Here is a 16,758-nt window from a genome sequence, read left to right as displayed (position 1 = left end):
AAAAAACCGGCCACCAAGGCCGGTTTTTTTATGCGCTTGGCAATTACAGCTTGCCAGCGTTCTCGCTCAGGTATGCAGCAACGCCTTCTGGCGAAGCGTTCATGCCCTTGTCGCCTTTTTTCCAGTTGGCCGGGCAGACTTCGCCGTGCTCTTCGTGGAATTGCAGGGCATCGACCAGACGCAGCAGCTCGTCCATGTTGCGGCCCAGTGGCAGGTCATTGACGATCTGCGAGCGAACCACACCGTTGGTGTCGATCAGGAAGGCGCCACGGAAGGCCACACCGCCTTCGGACTCAACGTCGTAGGCCTTGCAGATTTCGTGAGTGATGTCGGCCGCCAGGGTGTACTTGACCTGGCCGATACCGCCGTTGTTGACCGGCGTGTTACGCCAGGCGTTGTGGGTGAAGTGCGAGTCGATCGACACACCGATCACTTCAACGTTGCGGGCCTGGAAGTCAGGGATGCGGTTGTCCAGGGCGATCAGCTCGGACGGGCAGACGAAGGTGAAGTCCAATGGGTAGAAGAACACCAGGCCGTACTTGCCCTTGATGGCCGAAGCCAGGTTGAAGCTGTCGACGATTTCGCCGTTGCCCAGCACAGCCGGCACGGTGAAGTCGGGGGCTTGTTTGCCAACGAGTACGCTCATTGTAATCTCCTGATGAGGGTGAAGAACCGTTTGCCAGGCCAAGGCGGGCTTGCCCGACATCCAACAAAGGCCGACCATCATACACGGCTTCTCATGACAGGCCGAATCCAACCGCCGGTCGCTCAAGCACGGCCCTCTGACGAAGTGTTTTGACAAGCATTCTCATTACCATTACTCTCCAACCCATCGACTCAACCAGCGATGGTCCGACTTTATGTATGTGTGTCTATGTGTCGGCGTGACCGACGGACAGATCCGCGATGCGATCTATGAAGGATGCTGCAGCTACAAGGAAGTTCGAACCGCGACCAATGTCGCCAGCCAGTGTGGTAAATGTGCCTGCCTGGCCAAGCAGGTGGTCCGTGAAACCCTCACTGAGCTTCAGGTGAGTCAGCAAGCCGCCCTGCCCTATCCGGTAGAATTTACTGCCGCTTGATAATGCCGAATTTAAAGAGCCGGACCTCGCGTCCGGTTTTTTTATGCCTAGAATTCAATAAGTTAGCGCTCCAACGCGGTTCACAAACATTCTTATTCCTATTAATTTTCACTTATTATTCAAGAACTTAGGTTTGACAGCCCTTAGTATCGGGCTCAAACTTCCCTGTATTGGCACACTTCTACAGGGCAGGAACCCGCAATGAAAGGCGACGTAAGCGTCATCCAGCATCTCAACAAGATCCTCGGAAACGAGCTGGTCGCGATCAACCAGTACTTCCTGCACGCACGCATGTACGAAGATTGGGGTCTGAACAAACTCGGCAAGCACGAGTACAAGGAATCCATCGACGAGATGAAGCACGCTGACAAACTGATCAAGCGTATTCTTTTCCTCGAAGGCATCCCCAACGTGCAGGACCTGGGCAAGCTGCTGATCGGTGAGCACACCAAGGAAATGCTCGAGTGTGACCTGAAGATCGAACAGAAAGGCCTGATCGATCTCAAAGCCGCTATTGCCCACTGCGAAACCGTCGGCGACTTCGGCTCGCGTGATCTGCTCGAAGACATCCTCGAATCCGAGGAAGAGCACATTGACTGGCTGGAAACCCAATTGAGCCTCATCGACAAGATCACCATCGAGAACTACCTGCAGTCGCAGATGGGCGAAGAGTAATTTTCGCAGGCAATAAAAAACCCGCCTTGAGCGGGTTTTTTATTGCCTGCCAGAAAATCAGGCTTCGGAAGCCTTGGCCTTGGCGGCGGCTTCCTTGATCAGGGTCTGCAGCTCACCCTTCTCGAACATTTCGAGGACGATGTCGCTACCGCCGACCAGTTCACCGGCGACCCACAGTTGCGGGAAGGTCGGCCAGTTGGCGTATTTGGGCAGGTTGGCGCGGATTTCCGGGTTCTGCAGGATGTCGACGTAGGCGAACTTCTCGCCGCACTGCATGACGGCCTGCGAGGCACGGGACGAGAAGCCACACTGCGGGGCATTCGGCGAGCCTTTCATGTAAAGCAGAATGGTGTTGTTGGCAATCTGCTCTTTGATCGTTTCGATGATATCCATGTAGCACCTCGGCTGAACTTTCCGACGTAGTCGTCGGCACGGTGACGCATTGTATCGGAAAGCCGAGCGCCGTGCTCGGCCTTGCCGTTGCTCAGGCGGCGTCGACGTGCACAGGCACGCCATTGAGTGCAGCGTTACCTGACACGGCATCTCGCAAGCGCTCATCGGTCAGGTCGTTGGCACTGACGCCAGGTTGGGCCTGGGCCACTTGCAAGTGCACGCCCTGGCGGCCGTGGCCAAAGCCATGCGGCAGGCTGACCACACCCGGCATCATCTCTTCACTGGCCTGCACCTCCACTTCGAGAGTGCCCGTGCGTGAGCGGATGCGCACCTGCTGGCCATCCTCCAGTAGCCGCTGACGCATGTCCTGTGGATGCATCAGCAATTGATGGCGCGCCTTGCCTTTGATCAGGCGATGGAAGTTGTGCATCCACGAGTTGTTGCTGCGCACATGCCGGCGACCGATCAGCAACAGCTCCCCCGGCGCTGCCGGTGCTTGCGCGGCAAGTCGCCGCAAATCATCCAGGATGATCTGCGGCGCCACCTCGACGGCCTTGCTGACAGTGGCCAGGCGCGCACTCAAGTTTGCACGCAACGGGCCGAGGTCAAGACCGTGCGGGTGGGTGTCCAATGTGTCGAGCGAAAGCTGCCAACTGCTCGCGTCGCCATAACGGCCCTTGCGCAGCGCCGCATCGATCATCTGTGCCGGCGCCACGGTCGGCTTGAGCGCCAGCCCTGCACGGCGGGCGAAGGCCTGGGCCAGGCCCACAAAGATTTCCCAGTCATGCAGCGCACCTTGTGGCTTGGGCAGGATCGCCCGATTGAAACGGGTGACATTACGCACGGCCAGCAGGTTGAAGGTGCTGTCGTAGTGGTCGTTCTCCAATGCCGAAGTGGACGGCAGGATCAGGTCGGCATGACAAGTGGTCTCGTTGATGTACAGGTCGATGCTGAGCATGAAGTCCAGGCCTTGCAACGCTGTATCCAGCTGTCGGCCGTTGGGGGTGGACAGCACCGGGTTACCGGCAACGGTCACCAGGGCCCGTACCTGCCCGGCGCCGGGGGTCAACATCTCCTCGGCCAACGCCGCCACAGGCAGCTCGCCCGCGTACTCGGGCAAGCCGGAGACGCGGCTCTGCCAGACATTGAAATGGCCACCTGAAGTGCTGGCTACCAGGTCGACGGCGGGTTCGGTACACAGCGCTCCACCTTCGCGGTCGAGGTTGCCGGTGACCAGGTTGATCACTTGTACCAGCCAGTGGCAAAGCGTGCCGAAGGTTTGGGTCGACACGCCCATGCGGCCATAGCAAACAGCCTTGTCGGCGGCGGCGAAGTCCCGCGCCAGTTGGCGAATACTGACAGCGTCGATACCGCACAGGGGGCTCATCGCCTCGGCACTGAACGGGGCAATCGCCTCACGTACCTGCTCTACGCCATTGGCCGGAAGATGCGAGCCACGCGCCAGCCCCTCGTCGAACAGGGTGTTGAGTAGCCCGCACAGCAACGCGGCATCGCCACCGGGGCGAATGAACAAATGACGGTCGGCCATGGCCGCTGTTTCGCTGCGCCTTGGGTCCACCACCACCAATTGCCCGCCACGGGCCTTCAAGGCCTTCAGGCGTTTTTCCACATCCGGCACGGTCATGATGCTGCCGTTGGAGGCTAGCGGGTTGCCGCCGAGGATCAGCATGAAATCGGTATGATCGATGTCCGGAATCGGCAACAACAGGCCGTGGCCATACATCAGGTGGCTGGTCAGGTGCTGGGGCAGCTGGTCCACCGACGTCGCGGAAAAGCGGTTACGCGTCTTCAGCAGGCCCAGGAAATAGTTGCTGTGGGTCATCAAGCCGTAGTTGTGCACGCTGGGGTTGCCCTGGTAAACGGCGATGGCGTTCTGGCCATGGGCCTGCTGGATCGACCACAGCCTCTCGGCCGCCAGCGCAAAGGCTTCATCCCAGCCGATGGCGTGCCACTGGCTGCCGACTCGCCGATGCGGCTGGCGCAAGCGGTCCGGGTCGTCCTGAATGTCCTGCAGGGCGACGGCCTTGGGGCAGATATGGCCACGGCTGAACGGGTCCAACGGATCGCCCTTGATCGAGGTGATACGCTCACGCCCGTCATCGCCACGGTTGACTGCGATGTTCAACCCGCAGATCGCTTCGCACAGGTGACAGGCACGGTGGTGCAGGGTCTGGGTCATGGCCGCCTCTGCCTTGTTGTTGTTCAACGCCGACTATGCGCCCTGCCCATACACCGGCTCCAGCGCACTTTGCAGCGTGAATCCCCCGACATCAGTCGCACGATTTGCGACAGCCATTTGCCAAATTGCCAGCAAGCCGTGTACAACCTTCTGTAATTAATAAAAAACAGCGCAGGCTCAAGGGGTAATGACACCCTTTGCAACAGAGCAGCTGTTTCCCCTCTTGGTTTCAGGCGACATTTAATTATAGTATTGCGCCTTTCCCTATTACGTCCGCCCCGTGCGGCTTACGCCGCAGGTCACTCCCGCTGTCAAAAAAAACCATACGGTCGACCTGCATACCGTTGCAGATAAGGTAGTTAATCATGAGCGCTAGGCACTTTCTCTCCCTGCTGGATTTCACCACCGACGAATTGCTCGGTGTGATCCGCCGAGGCATCGAGCTGAAGGACCTGCGCAAGCGCGGCGTGCTGTTCGAGCCTCTGAAAAACCGTGTCCTGGGCATGATCTTCGAAAAGTCCTCGACCCGTACCCGCGTGTCGTTCGAGGCCGGCATGATCCAGCTTGGCGGCCAGGCCATCTTCCTGTCCCCACGCGATACCCAACTGGGGCGCGGCGAGCCGATCAGCGACAGCGCCATCGTGCTCTCGAGCATGGTCGATGCAGTGATGATCCGCACCCATGCCCACAGCACCCTTACCGAATTCGCCGCCAATTCGCGCGTGCCGCTGATCAACGGCTTGTCCGATGAGTCGCACCCCTGCCAGTTGCTGGCTGACATGCAGACGTTCCTGGAGCACCGCGGTTCGATCCAGGGCAAGACCGTGGCGTGGATTGGCGATGGCTTCAACATGTGCAACTCCTACATCGAGGCTGCCCGTCAGTTCGACTTCCAGCTGCGTATCGCCTGCCCGGAAGGTTACGACCCGGACCCACGCTTCATGGCGCTGGGCGGTGAGCATGTGCATATCGTGCGGGATCCGCGTGAAGCGGTGCGCGGTGCACACCTGGTCACCACGGATGTCTGGACTTCCATGGGCCAGGAGGAGGAAACTGCACGGCGCCTGGCGCATTTTGCGCCTTACCAGGTTACCCGCGAACTGCTCGACCTGGCGGCACCCGATGCCCTGTTCATGCACTGCCTGCCCGCCCACCGCGGCGAGGAAATCAGCCATGACCTGCTCGACGACCCACGTTCGGTCGCCTGGGACCAGGCTGAAAACCGCCTGCATGCACAGAAGGCCCTTCTCGAATTCCTTGTAGAACCGGCTTACCACCACGCATGAGTCAACCCCTACTGCTCAACCTGCGCAACCTCGCCTGCGGCTACGGCGACCAGCGCATCGTCCAGAACCTCAACCTGCACCTGAACGCAGGCGACATCGGTTGCCTGCTGGGTTCTTCGGGTTGCGGCAAGACCACCACCCTGCGCGCCATCGCCGGCTTCGAGCCGGTGCATGAAGGCGAGATCCAGCTGGCCGGCGAGGTCATTTCCCGCGCTGGCTTCACCCAGGCCCCGGAGAAACGCCGGATTGGCATGGTCTTTCAGGACTACGCCCTGTTTCCGCACCTGACCGTGGCGCAGAACATTGCGTTCGGCATCGCCAAGCACCCGCGCCAGGCGCAGGTGGTCGAGGAGATGCTTGAACTGGTCAAGCTCGGCGGCCTGGGCGGGCGTTACCCGCACGAGTTGTCCGGTGGCCAGCAGCAGCGTGTCGCCCTCGCCCGGGCGCTGGCACCTGAACCACAGTTGCTGCTGCTCGATGAGCCGTTTTCCAACCTGGACGTCGAGCTGCGTCGGCGCCTGAGCCATGAGGTCCGCGACATCCTCAAGAGCCGTGGCACCAGTGCGATCCTGGTTACCCATGACCAGGAAGAAGCCTTCGCGGTCAGCGATCATGTGGGTGTGTTCAAGGAAGGCCGCCTCGAGCAGTGGGATACGCCCTACAACCTCTACCATGAGCCGCAAACGCCGTTCGTTGCCAGTTTCATCGGCCAGGGTTACTTCATCCGCGGCCAGATGAGTAGCCATGAGGCGGTCAATACCGAGCTCGGCGAGTTGCGTGGTAACCGTGCCTACATCATGGCGCCTGGGAGTTCGGTGGACGTCCTGCTGCGCCCTGACGACATCGTTCATGCCGCAGACAGCACATTGCGGGCAAACATCGTTGGCAAGAGCTTCCTCGGCGCCTCGACGCTGTACCGCCTGCAGTTGCCGACCGGCAGCCAGTTGGAGGCAATCTTCCCGAGCCATGTCGACCATCAGGTGGGCGACGATGTCGGGATCGCCGTGAAGGCCGACCACCTCGTGCTGTTCCCGGTACCGGGCAGTGTCGCGGCCCAGCTGCCTCGACAGGAAAATGGCGTGCGCCGCTACAGCGCAGCGACCTGATCAGGACGCCGGGGCTGCCGCGCAGCCCCGAAGCGTTCAACCCCGGCCGATGCCAGCGAATGTGCCTTGGGTATGCTCAGCCAGCACCGCCGCAGCCAGCTCCACCTCCAACCCTCGCCGCCCAGCGCTGACATGGATGGTTGCAAAATTTTGCGCCGAGTCATCGATAAAAGTACGCAGGCGCTTTTTCTGCCCTAACGGGCTGATCCCACCCACCAGATACCCCGTTGCGCGTTGCGCTGCCGCCGGGTCAGCCATCTCGCACTTCTTCACGCCTGCGGCATGGGCCAAGGCCTTGAGGTCCAGCGTCCCCACTACCGGTACCACGGCCACCAGCAACTCGCCTTTCTCACTGCTGGCCAGCAAGGTCTTGAACACTTGCTGGGGGTCCAGCCCAAGCTTTTCTGCCGCCTCCAGCCCATATGACGCCGATTTCGGATCATGTTCATAACTGTGCACGCGATGTTCGGCGCGGGCCTTTTTCAAAAGATCGAGGGCGGGGGTCATGCAGTACTCCGGTCTGGGACAGATCGGCGGCTACTTTAGGACAAATCCCACATCCCAGCCAGTTTGCATCTGACGCGCCTCTCTAGCACGCGGACTCAGGGAGCGAGCGGGCGCCCAGAACGTGACCGACCGTTCACTTTCGACCTTTGACATAAGCGTTTCTTGTCTATATTTTTTCGTTTCTGAATAAATGGTGCACTTTTTGGGTGCATTCCACATGCCCGGGTCAATGGGGATAGACACCGGGCTTTGCTGTCGAGCGCCACGCGCCTCACAACAAAAAAAACGAGGTCACACATGACGACTGCTCTACGCGAACCCACGCTGTCCAGCCAATGCCTGGCCGAGTTCCTCGGCACCGCACTGCTCATCTTCTTCGGTACCGGTTGCGTCGCCGCTCTCAAGGTGGCGGGCGCCAGCTTCGGCTTGTGGGAAATCAGCATTATCTGGGGTGTCGGCGTAAGCATGGCGATCTACCTCACCGCGGGTATTTCCGGGGCGCATCTGAACCCCGCGGTCAGCATCGCGCTAACCCTGTTCGCCAGCTTCGACAAGCGCAAACTGCCGTTCTACCTGCTGGCCCAGATCGGCGGGGCATTCTGCGGTGCGGCCCTGGTCTACACCCTGTACAGCAGCCTGTTCTTCGATTTCGAACACACCCACGCCATGTTGCGCGGCAGCAGCCAGAGCCTGGAGCTCGCTTCGGTGTTCTCCACCTATCCGCACCCTTCGCTTTCCACCGGCCAGGCATTCCTGGTCGAAGTGGTGATCACCGCCATCCTGATGGCGGTGATCATGGCCCTGACCGACGACAACAACGGCCTGCCCCGCGGCGCCATGGCGCCACTGCTGATCGGCTTGTTGATCGCCGTGATCGGCAGCGCCATGGGCCCGCTGACCGGCTTCGCCATGAACCCGGCCCGCGATTTCGGGCCAAAATTGATGACCTTCCTGGCCGGCTGGGGCGAAATCGCCTTTACCGGCGGCCGGGACATTCCTTACTTCCTGGTTCCGGTGTTCGCACCGATCCTCGGCGCTTGCCTGGGCGCCGCGCTCTATCGCGGCCTGATCGCCCGCAACCTGCCGAAGGTGCAAGGCGAGAACCTTGAGACAAACGACAATCGCCAGGGCGATACTCAAGCCAACTGACGCTGGCGCCCTGACCTCCCCCTTATGCAAGGCCTACGACCATGACAGACACCCAGGATAAGAACTACATCATCGCCCTGGACCAGGGCACCACAAGTTCGCGGGCCATCATCTTCGACCGCGATGCCAATGTGGTCGGCACCTCCCAACGCGAGTTCGTCCAGCATTACCCGCAAGCCGGTTGGGTCGAACACGACCCAATGGAGATCTTCGCCACGCAGAGCGCGACCATGGTCGAAGCCTTGGCGCAGGCCGGTATCAGCCATGCCCAGGTGGCCGCGCTGGGCATTACCAACCAGCGTGAGACCACGGTGGTGTGGGACAAGGAAACCGGCCGCCCGGTGTACAACGCAATCGTCTGGCAGTGCCGACGCAGCACTGAGATCTGTGCGCAACTCAAGCGTGACGGGCATGAGGACTACATTCGCGAGAGCACCGGCCTGGTCACCGACCCGTATTTCTCCGGCACCAAGCTCAAGTGGATCCTCGATAACGTCGAGGGCGCCCGCGCACGCGCCGAGCGTGGCGAGTTGCTGTTCGGCACCATCGATACCTGGCTGATCTGGAAGTTCTCCGGCGGCAAGGTGCATGTCACCGATTACACCAACGCCTCGCGCACCCTGATGTTCAACATCCATAGCCTGCAATGGGACGACAAGCTGTTGCAGATCCTTGGTATCCCGCGTCAGATGCTGCCCGAGGTGCGCCCTTCTTCCGAAGTCTACGGCCACACCAAGAGCGGCATCGCCATCGCAGGTATCGCCGGTGACCAGCAATCGGCGCTGTTCGGGCAGATGTGCGTGGAACCTGGCCAGGCCAAGAACACCTATGGCACCGGTTGTTTCCTGTTGATGAACACTGGCGACAAGGCGGTCCGATCGTCCCACGGTTTGCTCACGACCATTGCCTGCGGCCCACGAGGCGAGGTGGCGTATGCGCTGGAAGGCGCAGTGTTCAACGGCGGCTCTACCGTGCAGTGGCTGCGTGACGAGTTGAAGATCGTCAACGACGCACTCGATACCGAGTACTTCGCCAGCAAGGTCAAGGACAGCAATGGCGTTTATCTGGTCCCTGCATTCACCGGGCTGGGTGCCCCCTACTGGGACCCGTATGCCCGCGGGGCGCTGTTCGGCCTGACCCGAGGTGTCAAGGTCGACCATATTATCCGCGCCGCGCTGGAGTCGATCGCTTACCAGACCCGCGATGTCCTCGATGCCATGCAACAGGATTGCGGCGAGCGCCTGTCCGAACTGCGTGTAGACGGCGGTGCAGTGGCCAACAACTTCCTCATGCAGTTCCAGGCCGACATCCTCGGCACCTGCGTCGAGCGCCCGAAAATGCGCGAAACCACTGCCCTTGGCGCCGCGTACCTGGCAGGCCTGGCCTGTGGGTTCTGGAGCGGACTGGAAGAGCTGCGCGACAAGGCGATCATCGAGCGCGAGTTCAGCCCACAACTGGATGAGGCGCAGAAGGAGAAACTGTACGCCGGCTGGAAGAAGGCGGTCGACCGTACCCGGGACTGGGAAGATCACGACGCTTGATCTTAGGTAATGGGGCCGCGAAGCGGCCCTATAGTCTACTGGCCGTCATCCCTTTCCTACGGCATCATTGCAGAATTTGTCCGGCAGCCCAAAAGGACCGCCCATGAATCTGCCCCCCCGCCAACAACAAATTCTCGAGCTGGTGCGCGAACGCGGCTATGTCAGCATCGAGGAAATGGCGCAGCTGTTTATCGTCACCCCGCAAACCATTCGTCGCGACATCAACCAGCTGGCCGAGCTCAACCTGCTGCGCCGCTACCATGGTGGCGCCGCATATGACTCCAGCGTCGAGAACACCGCCTATGCCATGCGCGCCGACCAGATGCGCGACGAAAAGCAGCGCATCGCCGAAGCCGTGGCCAAGCAGATTCCCGACCATGCCTCGGTATTCATCAACATTGGCACAACCACCGAATCGATTGCCCGGGCACTGCTCAACCATAGCCATCTGAAAGTCATTACCAACAACCTGCACGTAGCCTCGATCCTGGCGGCCAAGGATGATTTCGACGTGCTGGTGGCTGGCGGCACGGTGCGCCGCGACGGTGGCGTGGTCGGCCAAGCCAGCGTCGACTTCATCAACCAGTTCAAGGTCGACTTTGCGTTGGTCGGCATCAGCGGCATCGATGAAGATGGCAGCCTGCTGGACTTCGATTACCAGGAAGTACGGGTGTCCCAAGCCATCATCGCCAATGCGCGGCAGGTCATTCTGGCGGCCGACTCCAGCAAGTTCGGGCGTAATGCCATGGTTCGCCTGGGGTCGATCAGTCTCGTCGACTGCCTGGTGACCGACCAGCCCCCAACCCCGACCCTGTCCCAACTGCTGAACCAGTACAAGATCCGACTGGACGTAGTCTGAACGCAAGCGGGCCAGCCAATGGCCCGCCATTTTCGATATTGTTCATTTCTTTGTCATCCGATCAGTTTTTTCTATAAAGACTGACTGGCGACCGGCTTGCTGTTGCGCTAATATTTTCGAAAACGAACATCAATGTTCATATTCGATGTGAACAGCCCCAGGAGGCCTTGCCCGTGTCCCAGCCCGTTTCGTCCAAGCCACCCCTCGCCGACTGCTACGACCTCGCCGTGATCGGCGGTGGCATCAATGGCGTGGGCATTGCTGCCGACGCCGCCGGGCGCGGTCTGAAGGTGTTCCTTTGCGAAAAGGATGACCTGGCGCAGCACACCTCCTCGGCCAGCAGCAAGCTTATCCATGGCGGCCTGCGCTACCTGGAGCACTACGAGTTCCGTCTGGTGCGCGAGGCCCTGGCCGAACGCGAAGTGCTGCTGGCCAAGGCGCCGCATATCGTCAAGCCGATGCGTTTCGTGCTGCCGCACCGCCCGCACCTACGTCCAGCCTGGATGATCCGCGCTGGCCTGTTCCTCTATGATCACCTGGGCAAACGCAAGCGCCTGGGAGCATCGCGCAGTCTGCGCTTCGGCCCTGGCTACCCGCTCAAGCCGTCCATCACCCGTGGCTTCGAGTACGCCGACTGCGCTGTGGACGATGCCCGCCTTGTAGTGCTCAATGCCATGGCCGCCCGTGAGCACGGCGCCCATATCCATACCCGCACCCGCTGCCTGCGCGCAAAGCGTGTGGACGGTTTGTGGCAAGTGGAATTGCAGCATGCTGATGGCAGCCAGCAGAGCATTCGTGCCCGGGCGTTGGTCAACGCCGCAGGCCCGTGGGTTGCCAGTTTCATCAAGGACGACCTCAAGCTCGACGCGCCGTACGGCATTCGTCTGATCCAGGGCAGCCATCTCATCGTGCCGCGCCTCTATGAAGGCGACCATGCCTACATTCTGCAGAATGAAGACCAGCGCATCGTCTTTTGCATTCCGTACCTGGACCGCTTCACCCTGATCGGCACAACAGACCGCGAATACAGCGGTGATCCCGCCAAGGTGGCAATCACCGAGCAGGAAACCGACTATCTGCTGAAGGTGGTCAACGCACACTTCAATCACCAGCTGAACCGCAGCGACATCCTGCACACCTACGCCGGTGTACGTCCGCTTTGCAACGACGAATCGGACAACCCGTCCGCGGTCACGCGTGACTACACCCTTGCCCTTTCCGCAGCTCAGGGCCAGGCGCCGTTACTGTCGGTGTTTGGCGGCAAACTCACCACGTACCGCAAGCTTGCAGAATCGGCCATGACAGAACTGAAGCCGTTCTTCACCCAGATGGGCAAAAGCTGGACAGCCAGCGCCGCATTGCCTGGGGGCGAGGGCATGAGCACGCCTCAGGCATTGATCGACGAACTGCTCGCGCGCCACCCATGGCTTGCGCCGGATATCGCCAAGCGCTGGGCGGTGACCTACGGCAGCCGCACCTGGCAACTGCTGGAGGGCGTGAACGGCCCGAACGATCTGGGCCAGGCGATCGGCGGCGGCTTGTTCACCCGGGAAGTGGATTACCTGCGCAAAACCGAGTGGGCCGTCAGTGCACAGGACATCCTCTGGCGGCGGACCAAACTGGGTCTGTTCACCAGCGAGAACGAGCAACGCGCCCTGGCTGATTACCTTGCACAAGGCGACGTCCGCAGCGACGCCGCCTGAACCTTGCGCGGCGACCTGGCGGTCGCCTGCCCTCAAACCTCCCGAGCGTACGCTTCCCTGGCCAGTTCCAGGTACAGCGCGCGCTCTTGGGTGTTCAGCTCTGCCATCAAGGCTGCGGCGCGCTCAAGGTAAAGCTGCTCCCCCGCCTCCCCCACCTGGCGCTCAAACCCCTCCAGTTGCTCATGAAACGGCGCAGCGAGGGCTTCAAAGCGCTCAGGGTAGCGATTTCGCACATACCCTTGCCAAAACTCACGCTGTGCCAGTGAATGGCTAAGCACGTCGATGTTCTCGCCTGCGAGTACCGCCGTGCGCGCACGCATGATCCGTGTTTGCGTTACGCCGCTGTGCTCGGGATAGTTCATGTGCTGAGGCTGAGCCGGAAGGCCCAGGCTGTTGGCCAGGTTGACGCGATACGCCAGGTAAACCTCGATGTCATCCACAGCGGCATAAAGGTCCTGGCGCATTTCTTCGATATGCCGAGCGGCAATGCTGTCAACCTCGTCCAGACGATAGAGCGAGCGCCCCAGGTTTAACAAGGTCACTTCGGCGGGCGCAGCGCCAGCCTCCAACGTGTGCAAGGCAATATGAGCCCTGACCTCCAGTTGGCTGAGGATCAGCAACAGCCGGTCCTCGCAGGTCCTGGGCCCTCGTACCTGCCAGAACACAGCCTCACGCACATCGGTGTTATCCGCGCAAAGCTCCAGCACTCGCCATATCCTGGCGCGGTAGTAGCGCGGGTGATCGAGAAAGTCATCCGAGTGGGCAAAATCCCTGAGAAAGCGAAACAAGTCCCCTGACTGCGGCTCCTCGGACAAACGCGTCCAGACCTGCAAGCGCCGATCGCGCAAGGCGTCCGCTGCATTACCCAGCCATTGCTGTTGCAAATTGCCGTCTGCGATGGCGTGACGATACGAACTGCGCCGCAGTGTCACATCATTACTGCTGCTGCGGGCAACCAGGGCCTCACTGGCTTCATCCAGGGGATTGTCATGCAACGACAGGCGCCGTAATCGATCGCCCAGACTACGCAGATCGCCGTTTACCTGGCGAATCTGATTCTCACGAATATCCACCAGGCCCCGCCAGGGCATCAAGGCTTCGTCGGGTACGGCGGACAGCCCCGTTGCGCGCAGTGAGACCTCGCGCAGGTGCCGTAACCCTGAGAGATCGGGAATTTGGCCCAGCGGGTTATAGGTGAGATCGAGCTGCTGAAGCATCGAAAGGCTGGCCAACCTTTGATTGTCGGGGGCATCAAAAACTATCTGGTTACCCGCCAGGTGCAACCGGCGTAGCTCGCAAAGACGCTCCAGCCCAACCGGCAAGGTGGTCAACTGATTATCCCGCAGGTCGAGTTCACGAAGCTGGGTAAACCTGCGCAGGAAATCCTCATCAACCTGCTCAAGGCTCATGTTGCGCAATGTCAACCGCCGAACATGCGTGAAGTGGATGTCTGCCGGCAAGCGCGGCAGGCTGCCCACCTGTTCACCCTCGATATGCAGTACAAAATCGTCCCCGGCCAGGCCAGCCGTCTTGCGCCGCCAGGCGCGGCGGATCTGGTTGGCCACACGTTGGCGCCTGAGCCCATCCATGAAGTTCACGCGCTCACGCTGCCAGGCGTCAAGCGCCTCACGCAAGCTTTCCAACTGCTGCTGCAGGGTACTCAAGTGGTCCCACAACCCGATCCGACGGTTCATCAGGTCGCGCAGGTAAGCGTCCAGCTGGGCGTCGGTCAAGGTCGGGAAAATCTCATGTATACCTCGGCGGATAGCCTGGCGGCTGCTCTCACCGCCGCCACTTAGCGCATAACCGATGCGGCCGTCGACTATTCGCTGCGGCGGGCGATAGCGTTCCGCAATAGGCAAAAGGCCCATTAACTTCGCTGTATTTTCCCGATCAGCGCTGGCCCGTTGAGAAAGCCGCTCGCCCAGTTCACCGGCACTCAACTGCCCCCCGCCAAGCCTGGCTTTCTGACCTTCATCAAAGGTACGGATCAAGCACGTCAACAAGCCCTGGCCAAGCACTGGCGGGTTACCGTCAGCCAGCTGATAGCCCTGCGCAGTCTGGATAACGGCTTGGATGTGCGTTGCGTCGGGCGCTCCACTGGCTGCCAACAAGCGGCCACCCACTTCCTCCTGGCGCAATTCGATGCGCACCGACGCCGGCCACGGCGCCAGTTCATCGATCAGCGCCAGCGCCAGGCGCTCACTGTCAGCATTGACAGCGCCGACGTGCTCGAGCCCCAACAATGCGCGGTCCAGGCGGCTCTCCCTTACGCACCAGCGGGCACGCTCGGCCATTGCCAACGGCACCCTGCCGCTGACCAGCAGCGCCTTGATCTGTTCACCATTGGCCTGCGCAAGGACTTCTTCGGCGCCGGGCACGGACAAGCCTGGGAATGCCCTGATCAGCAGGGCCCCTGCACCCGATGCTTGCCCCTGATGCGTGGCCAGCGCTCGCTCGAATGCAGCCCCCCGCAAAAGCGGCTGAAGGTCATGCAACGCGTAGCGCGCATGGGCATCGCGCAAACGAGCGGGGGCCGGCGCCGCTTGCAGATGCAGGTGGCGAACCTGATCCGGCTCGAGGCCGGTGATGCGCAGCACAGCCTCCGCGGTCTGGTCGGACACTTGCGCCAAATCGCCCCCAAACCTGCGCACAAGCGCGCCGCTGCCATCAAGGTGATGCGCCGAGACCGGCCAGTGCGCCAGCCTGGATCGGCCCTCGCCCTCATGCAAGGGCGTGAGCGCATCAACAAACGGAACACGCTCGAGTACCCGCCCTACCCCAACCTGCGCGACCCCCACCACTGCCCCGACTGCCAGGTTCTGCGCCACGCCAAAAAGATGATCCAAGGCCCCCTGACGGTCACCGATGCGCCAATCGGCATAACCTTTATACACCTCGCTGACCACATCCACCGCTGCCACGGCGAGCATCACTCCCCGTAGAACCGGGATGAACAGCGCTGACAGGTTGAGCAGATCAAGCCCTGCGCTTTTGAAGGCCTCCAACCGCTGATGGCGCTCGATAGCGGTCTCGTCGGCAGTGGGTACCGCCAGGACACGTGCGTCGTCGAGCATCTTGTCCACCTGCAAGCGGCGCAGGTAGGCGAACAACGGCTCATCGATCGCAAAGTTGCGCCCATCCAACTCGGCGGGCGCCTGGGGACTGCTCGCTTCGATAAGCCGCTCCAGGGTAGCGGTGAAGGCCGGCCGATCACGTTCACTGATGAAACGCCTGAAAAAGTCACGGTAATGGGGCGCGCGCAGCCGTTTGGCCAGCCATTGGTAGAAATCGGCCCAGGCGCCATGGCTGGTCACAGACCGATACGGGTCCTGCGGTATCCAGCTGATGATTCGCACCAGTGGCCCTGCGCCGTGTTCGCGCATTTCCCAGGCAACGACCCCGTGGATGCGTTTGCCCAACAGGTACAGCTGACGCGGTGTGGCAACACCACTGACCGCCGGCACGACAGCCTTGGCATTGAACACAGGCAGCAAGCGCAGGTAGTCGACGTCGTCCAGCTCGGATTTGATCCTGGCCATCCGCACCGCAACGTCCATTTTCGCGCGCAGGTTTTCTTCGAACATGCGCTCGACGGCTGCGTGGGCATAGTCTTTGGGCGCAGGCGGTCTGCTTTTTGGAAACAGCTGCGCACGCAGCAGCTGCTGATACTGCCCACCGATATCCAACGCCCTGCAACAGCGGGCAAACGCCTCGAACGTCATTGGCAGCCTGCTCCCCTTGGCGTCCTGCAGATGCGCCCGCCTGCGAAGTGACGGCGAGGTCTCATCTTCATGGAAATTGTGCATCGCGGCCGTCAACAACGGTTGCACGCTGCGCAGTGTCCTCCAGGGCGTATACAGCCGCGGCGCTGCACTGGGCATGGGCACATCCTGCTCGATGCAGACCTGCATGCTTCGCACATCGACATCCACCAGGCCACGGGTTCGCAGTGCCTGCTCCAGAACCGCCGAGGCAAAGGCCTCCAGGCTGGGGAGGCTGGCGAGCTTGTTTTTGACAGTTTCCGCTGCTGCCTGCTCGGCGTGCAGCGCCCTGTGGAACGTCAGAAGCAGGTCGACATCGGCGGTCCTCAGCCAGGGTGCAAGCTGGCGGGCAATGAAGGCATCGACGGAATCGGAAGGTATCGGAATGGCAGACACGACAAAGGCTCCTGTTGAGGGGACTGCAAGCTCAACAGGTCCGTTTATCGCAGTGGCGTTACTTAATGCTGAGGGGCACGGATAGGCGTACATCACG

Annotated in this window: 13 protein-coding genes; 8 read left to right on the top strand and 5 right to left on the bottom strand. The window is 61.0% G+C overall.

The features are described 5' to 3' along the window. Positions 1–43: 43 nt before the first annotated feature. Entirely contained in the window at positions 44–646 is a 603-nt protein-coding gene (locus tag L6D80_RS22395; protein WP_033702669.1) for a peroxiredoxin, read from the bottom strand. Between the two features lie 214 nt (positions 647–860). On the opposite strand from L6D80_RS22395, the gene L6D80_RS22390 reads away from it, so the two are divergent. Next, positions 861–1,082, top strand: a complete 222-nt coding sequence (locus tag L6D80_RS22390; RefSeq protein WP_054899446.1) for a bacterioferritin-associated ferredoxin — start codon at positions 861–863, stop codon at positions 1,080–1,082. 201 nt (positions 1,083–1,283) lie between these two features. After that, a complete protein-coding gene (gene bfr / locus L6D80_RS22385; protein ID WP_054899445.1) occupies positions 1,284–1,757 on the top strand; it encodes a bacterioferritin in 474 nt (157 codons plus the stop codon). 57 nt (positions 1,758–1,814) lie between these two features. Here the strand turns inward: bfr and grxD are convergent, their stop codons facing one another. After that, positions 1,815–2,150, bottom strand: a complete 336-nt coding sequence (gene grxD, locus L6D80_RS22380) for a Grx4 family monothiol glutaredoxin (RefSeq protein ID WP_054899444.1) — start codon at positions 2,148–2,150, stop codon at positions 1,815–1,817. Positions 2,151–2,241: 91 nt separating this feature from the next. Then, positions 2,242–4,350, bottom strand: coding sequence for a molybdopterin oxidoreductase family protein (locus tag L6D80_RS22375; RefSeq protein WP_054899516.1), 2,109 nt, complete (start codon positions 4,348–4,350; stop codon positions 2,242–2,244). 365 nt (positions 4,351–4,715) lie between these two features. Here L6D80_RS22375 and argF point away from each other — a divergent pair, with 365 nt between their 5' ends. Both argF and L6D80_RS22365 read left to right on the top strand, forming a co-directional pair. Beyond that, the gene (gene argF, locus L6D80_RS22370; RefSeq protein WP_054899443.1) at positions 4,716–5,636 is read left to right on the top strand and encodes an ornithine carbamoyltransferase; all 921 of its coding nucleotides are present in this window, start codon (positions 4,716–4,718) and stop codon (positions 5,634–5,636) included. Next, complete coding sequence (locus L6D80_RS22365) at positions 5,633–6,742, top strand: ABC transporter ATP-binding protein (protein ID WP_054899442.1); 1,110 nt, start codon at positions 5,633–5,635, stop codon at positions 6,740–6,742. Before argF ends, L6D80_RS22365 begins: the two co-directional genes overlap by 4 nt. A 36-nt stretch (positions 6,743–6,778) precedes the next feature. On the opposite strand, the gene ybaK is transcribed toward L6D80_RS22365, so the two are convergent. Then, positions 6,779–7,249 carry a Cys-tRNA(Pro) deacylase gene (ybaK, locus tag L6D80_RS22360; RefSeq protein ID WP_054899441.1) on the bottom strand — a complete coding sequence of 157 codons (471 nt, stop codon included), beginning with the start codon at positions 7,247–7,249 and terminating at the stop codon, positions 6,779–6,781. Positions 7,250–7,546: 297 nt separating this feature from the next. Here ybaK and L6D80_RS22355 point away from each other — a divergent pair, with 297 nt between their 5' ends. From L6D80_RS22355 to glpD, 4 genes are all read left to right on the top strand, one after another. Continuing rightward, positions 7,547–8,398 carry an MIP/aquaporin family protein gene (locus L6D80_RS22355; RefSeq protein WP_176516674.1) on the top strand — a complete coding sequence of 284 codons (852 nt, stop codon included), beginning with the start codon at positions 7,547–7,549 and terminating at the stop codon, positions 8,396–8,398. A 41-nt stretch (positions 8,399–8,439) separates the two neighbouring features. Continuing rightward, positions 8,440–9,939, top strand: a complete 1,500-nt coding sequence (glpK, locus tag L6D80_RS22350) for a glycerol kinase GlpK (protein ID WP_054899439.1) — start codon at positions 8,440–8,442, stop codon at positions 9,937–9,939. A 103-nt stretch (positions 9,940–10,042) separates the two neighbouring features. Further along, entirely contained in the window at positions 10,043–10,798 is a 756-nt protein-coding gene (gene glpR / locus L6D80_RS22345) for a DNA-binding transcriptional repressor GlpR (protein WP_054899438.1), read from the top strand. 173 nt (positions 10,799–10,971) lie between these two features. Continuing rightward, complete coding sequence (gene glpD, locus L6D80_RS22340) at positions 10,972–12,501, top strand: glycerol-3-phosphate dehydrogenase (RefSeq protein ID WP_176516676.1); 1,530 nt, start codon at positions 10,972–10,974, stop codon at positions 12,499–12,501. 32 nt (positions 12,502–12,533) lie between these two features. On the opposite strand, the gene L6D80_RS22335 is transcribed toward glpD, so the two are convergent. Beyond that, positions 12,534–16,661, bottom strand: a complete 4,128-nt coding sequence (locus L6D80_RS22335) for an NEL-type E3 ubiquitin ligase domain-containing protein (protein ID WP_182387598.1) — start codon at positions 16,659–16,661, stop codon at positions 12,534–12,536. Between the last annotated feature and the right edge of the window lie 97 nt (positions 16,662–16,758).

Source organism: Pseudomonas ceruminis (assembly GCF_021602025.1).
GTDB lineage: Bacteria > Pseudomonadota > Gammaproteobacteria > Pseudomonadales > Pseudomonadaceae > Aquipseudomonas > Aquipseudomonas ceruminis.
The sequence above is the reverse complement of the archived record's forward strand: the minus strand, read 5'-3'. Positions and strand labels throughout refer to the sequence as shown.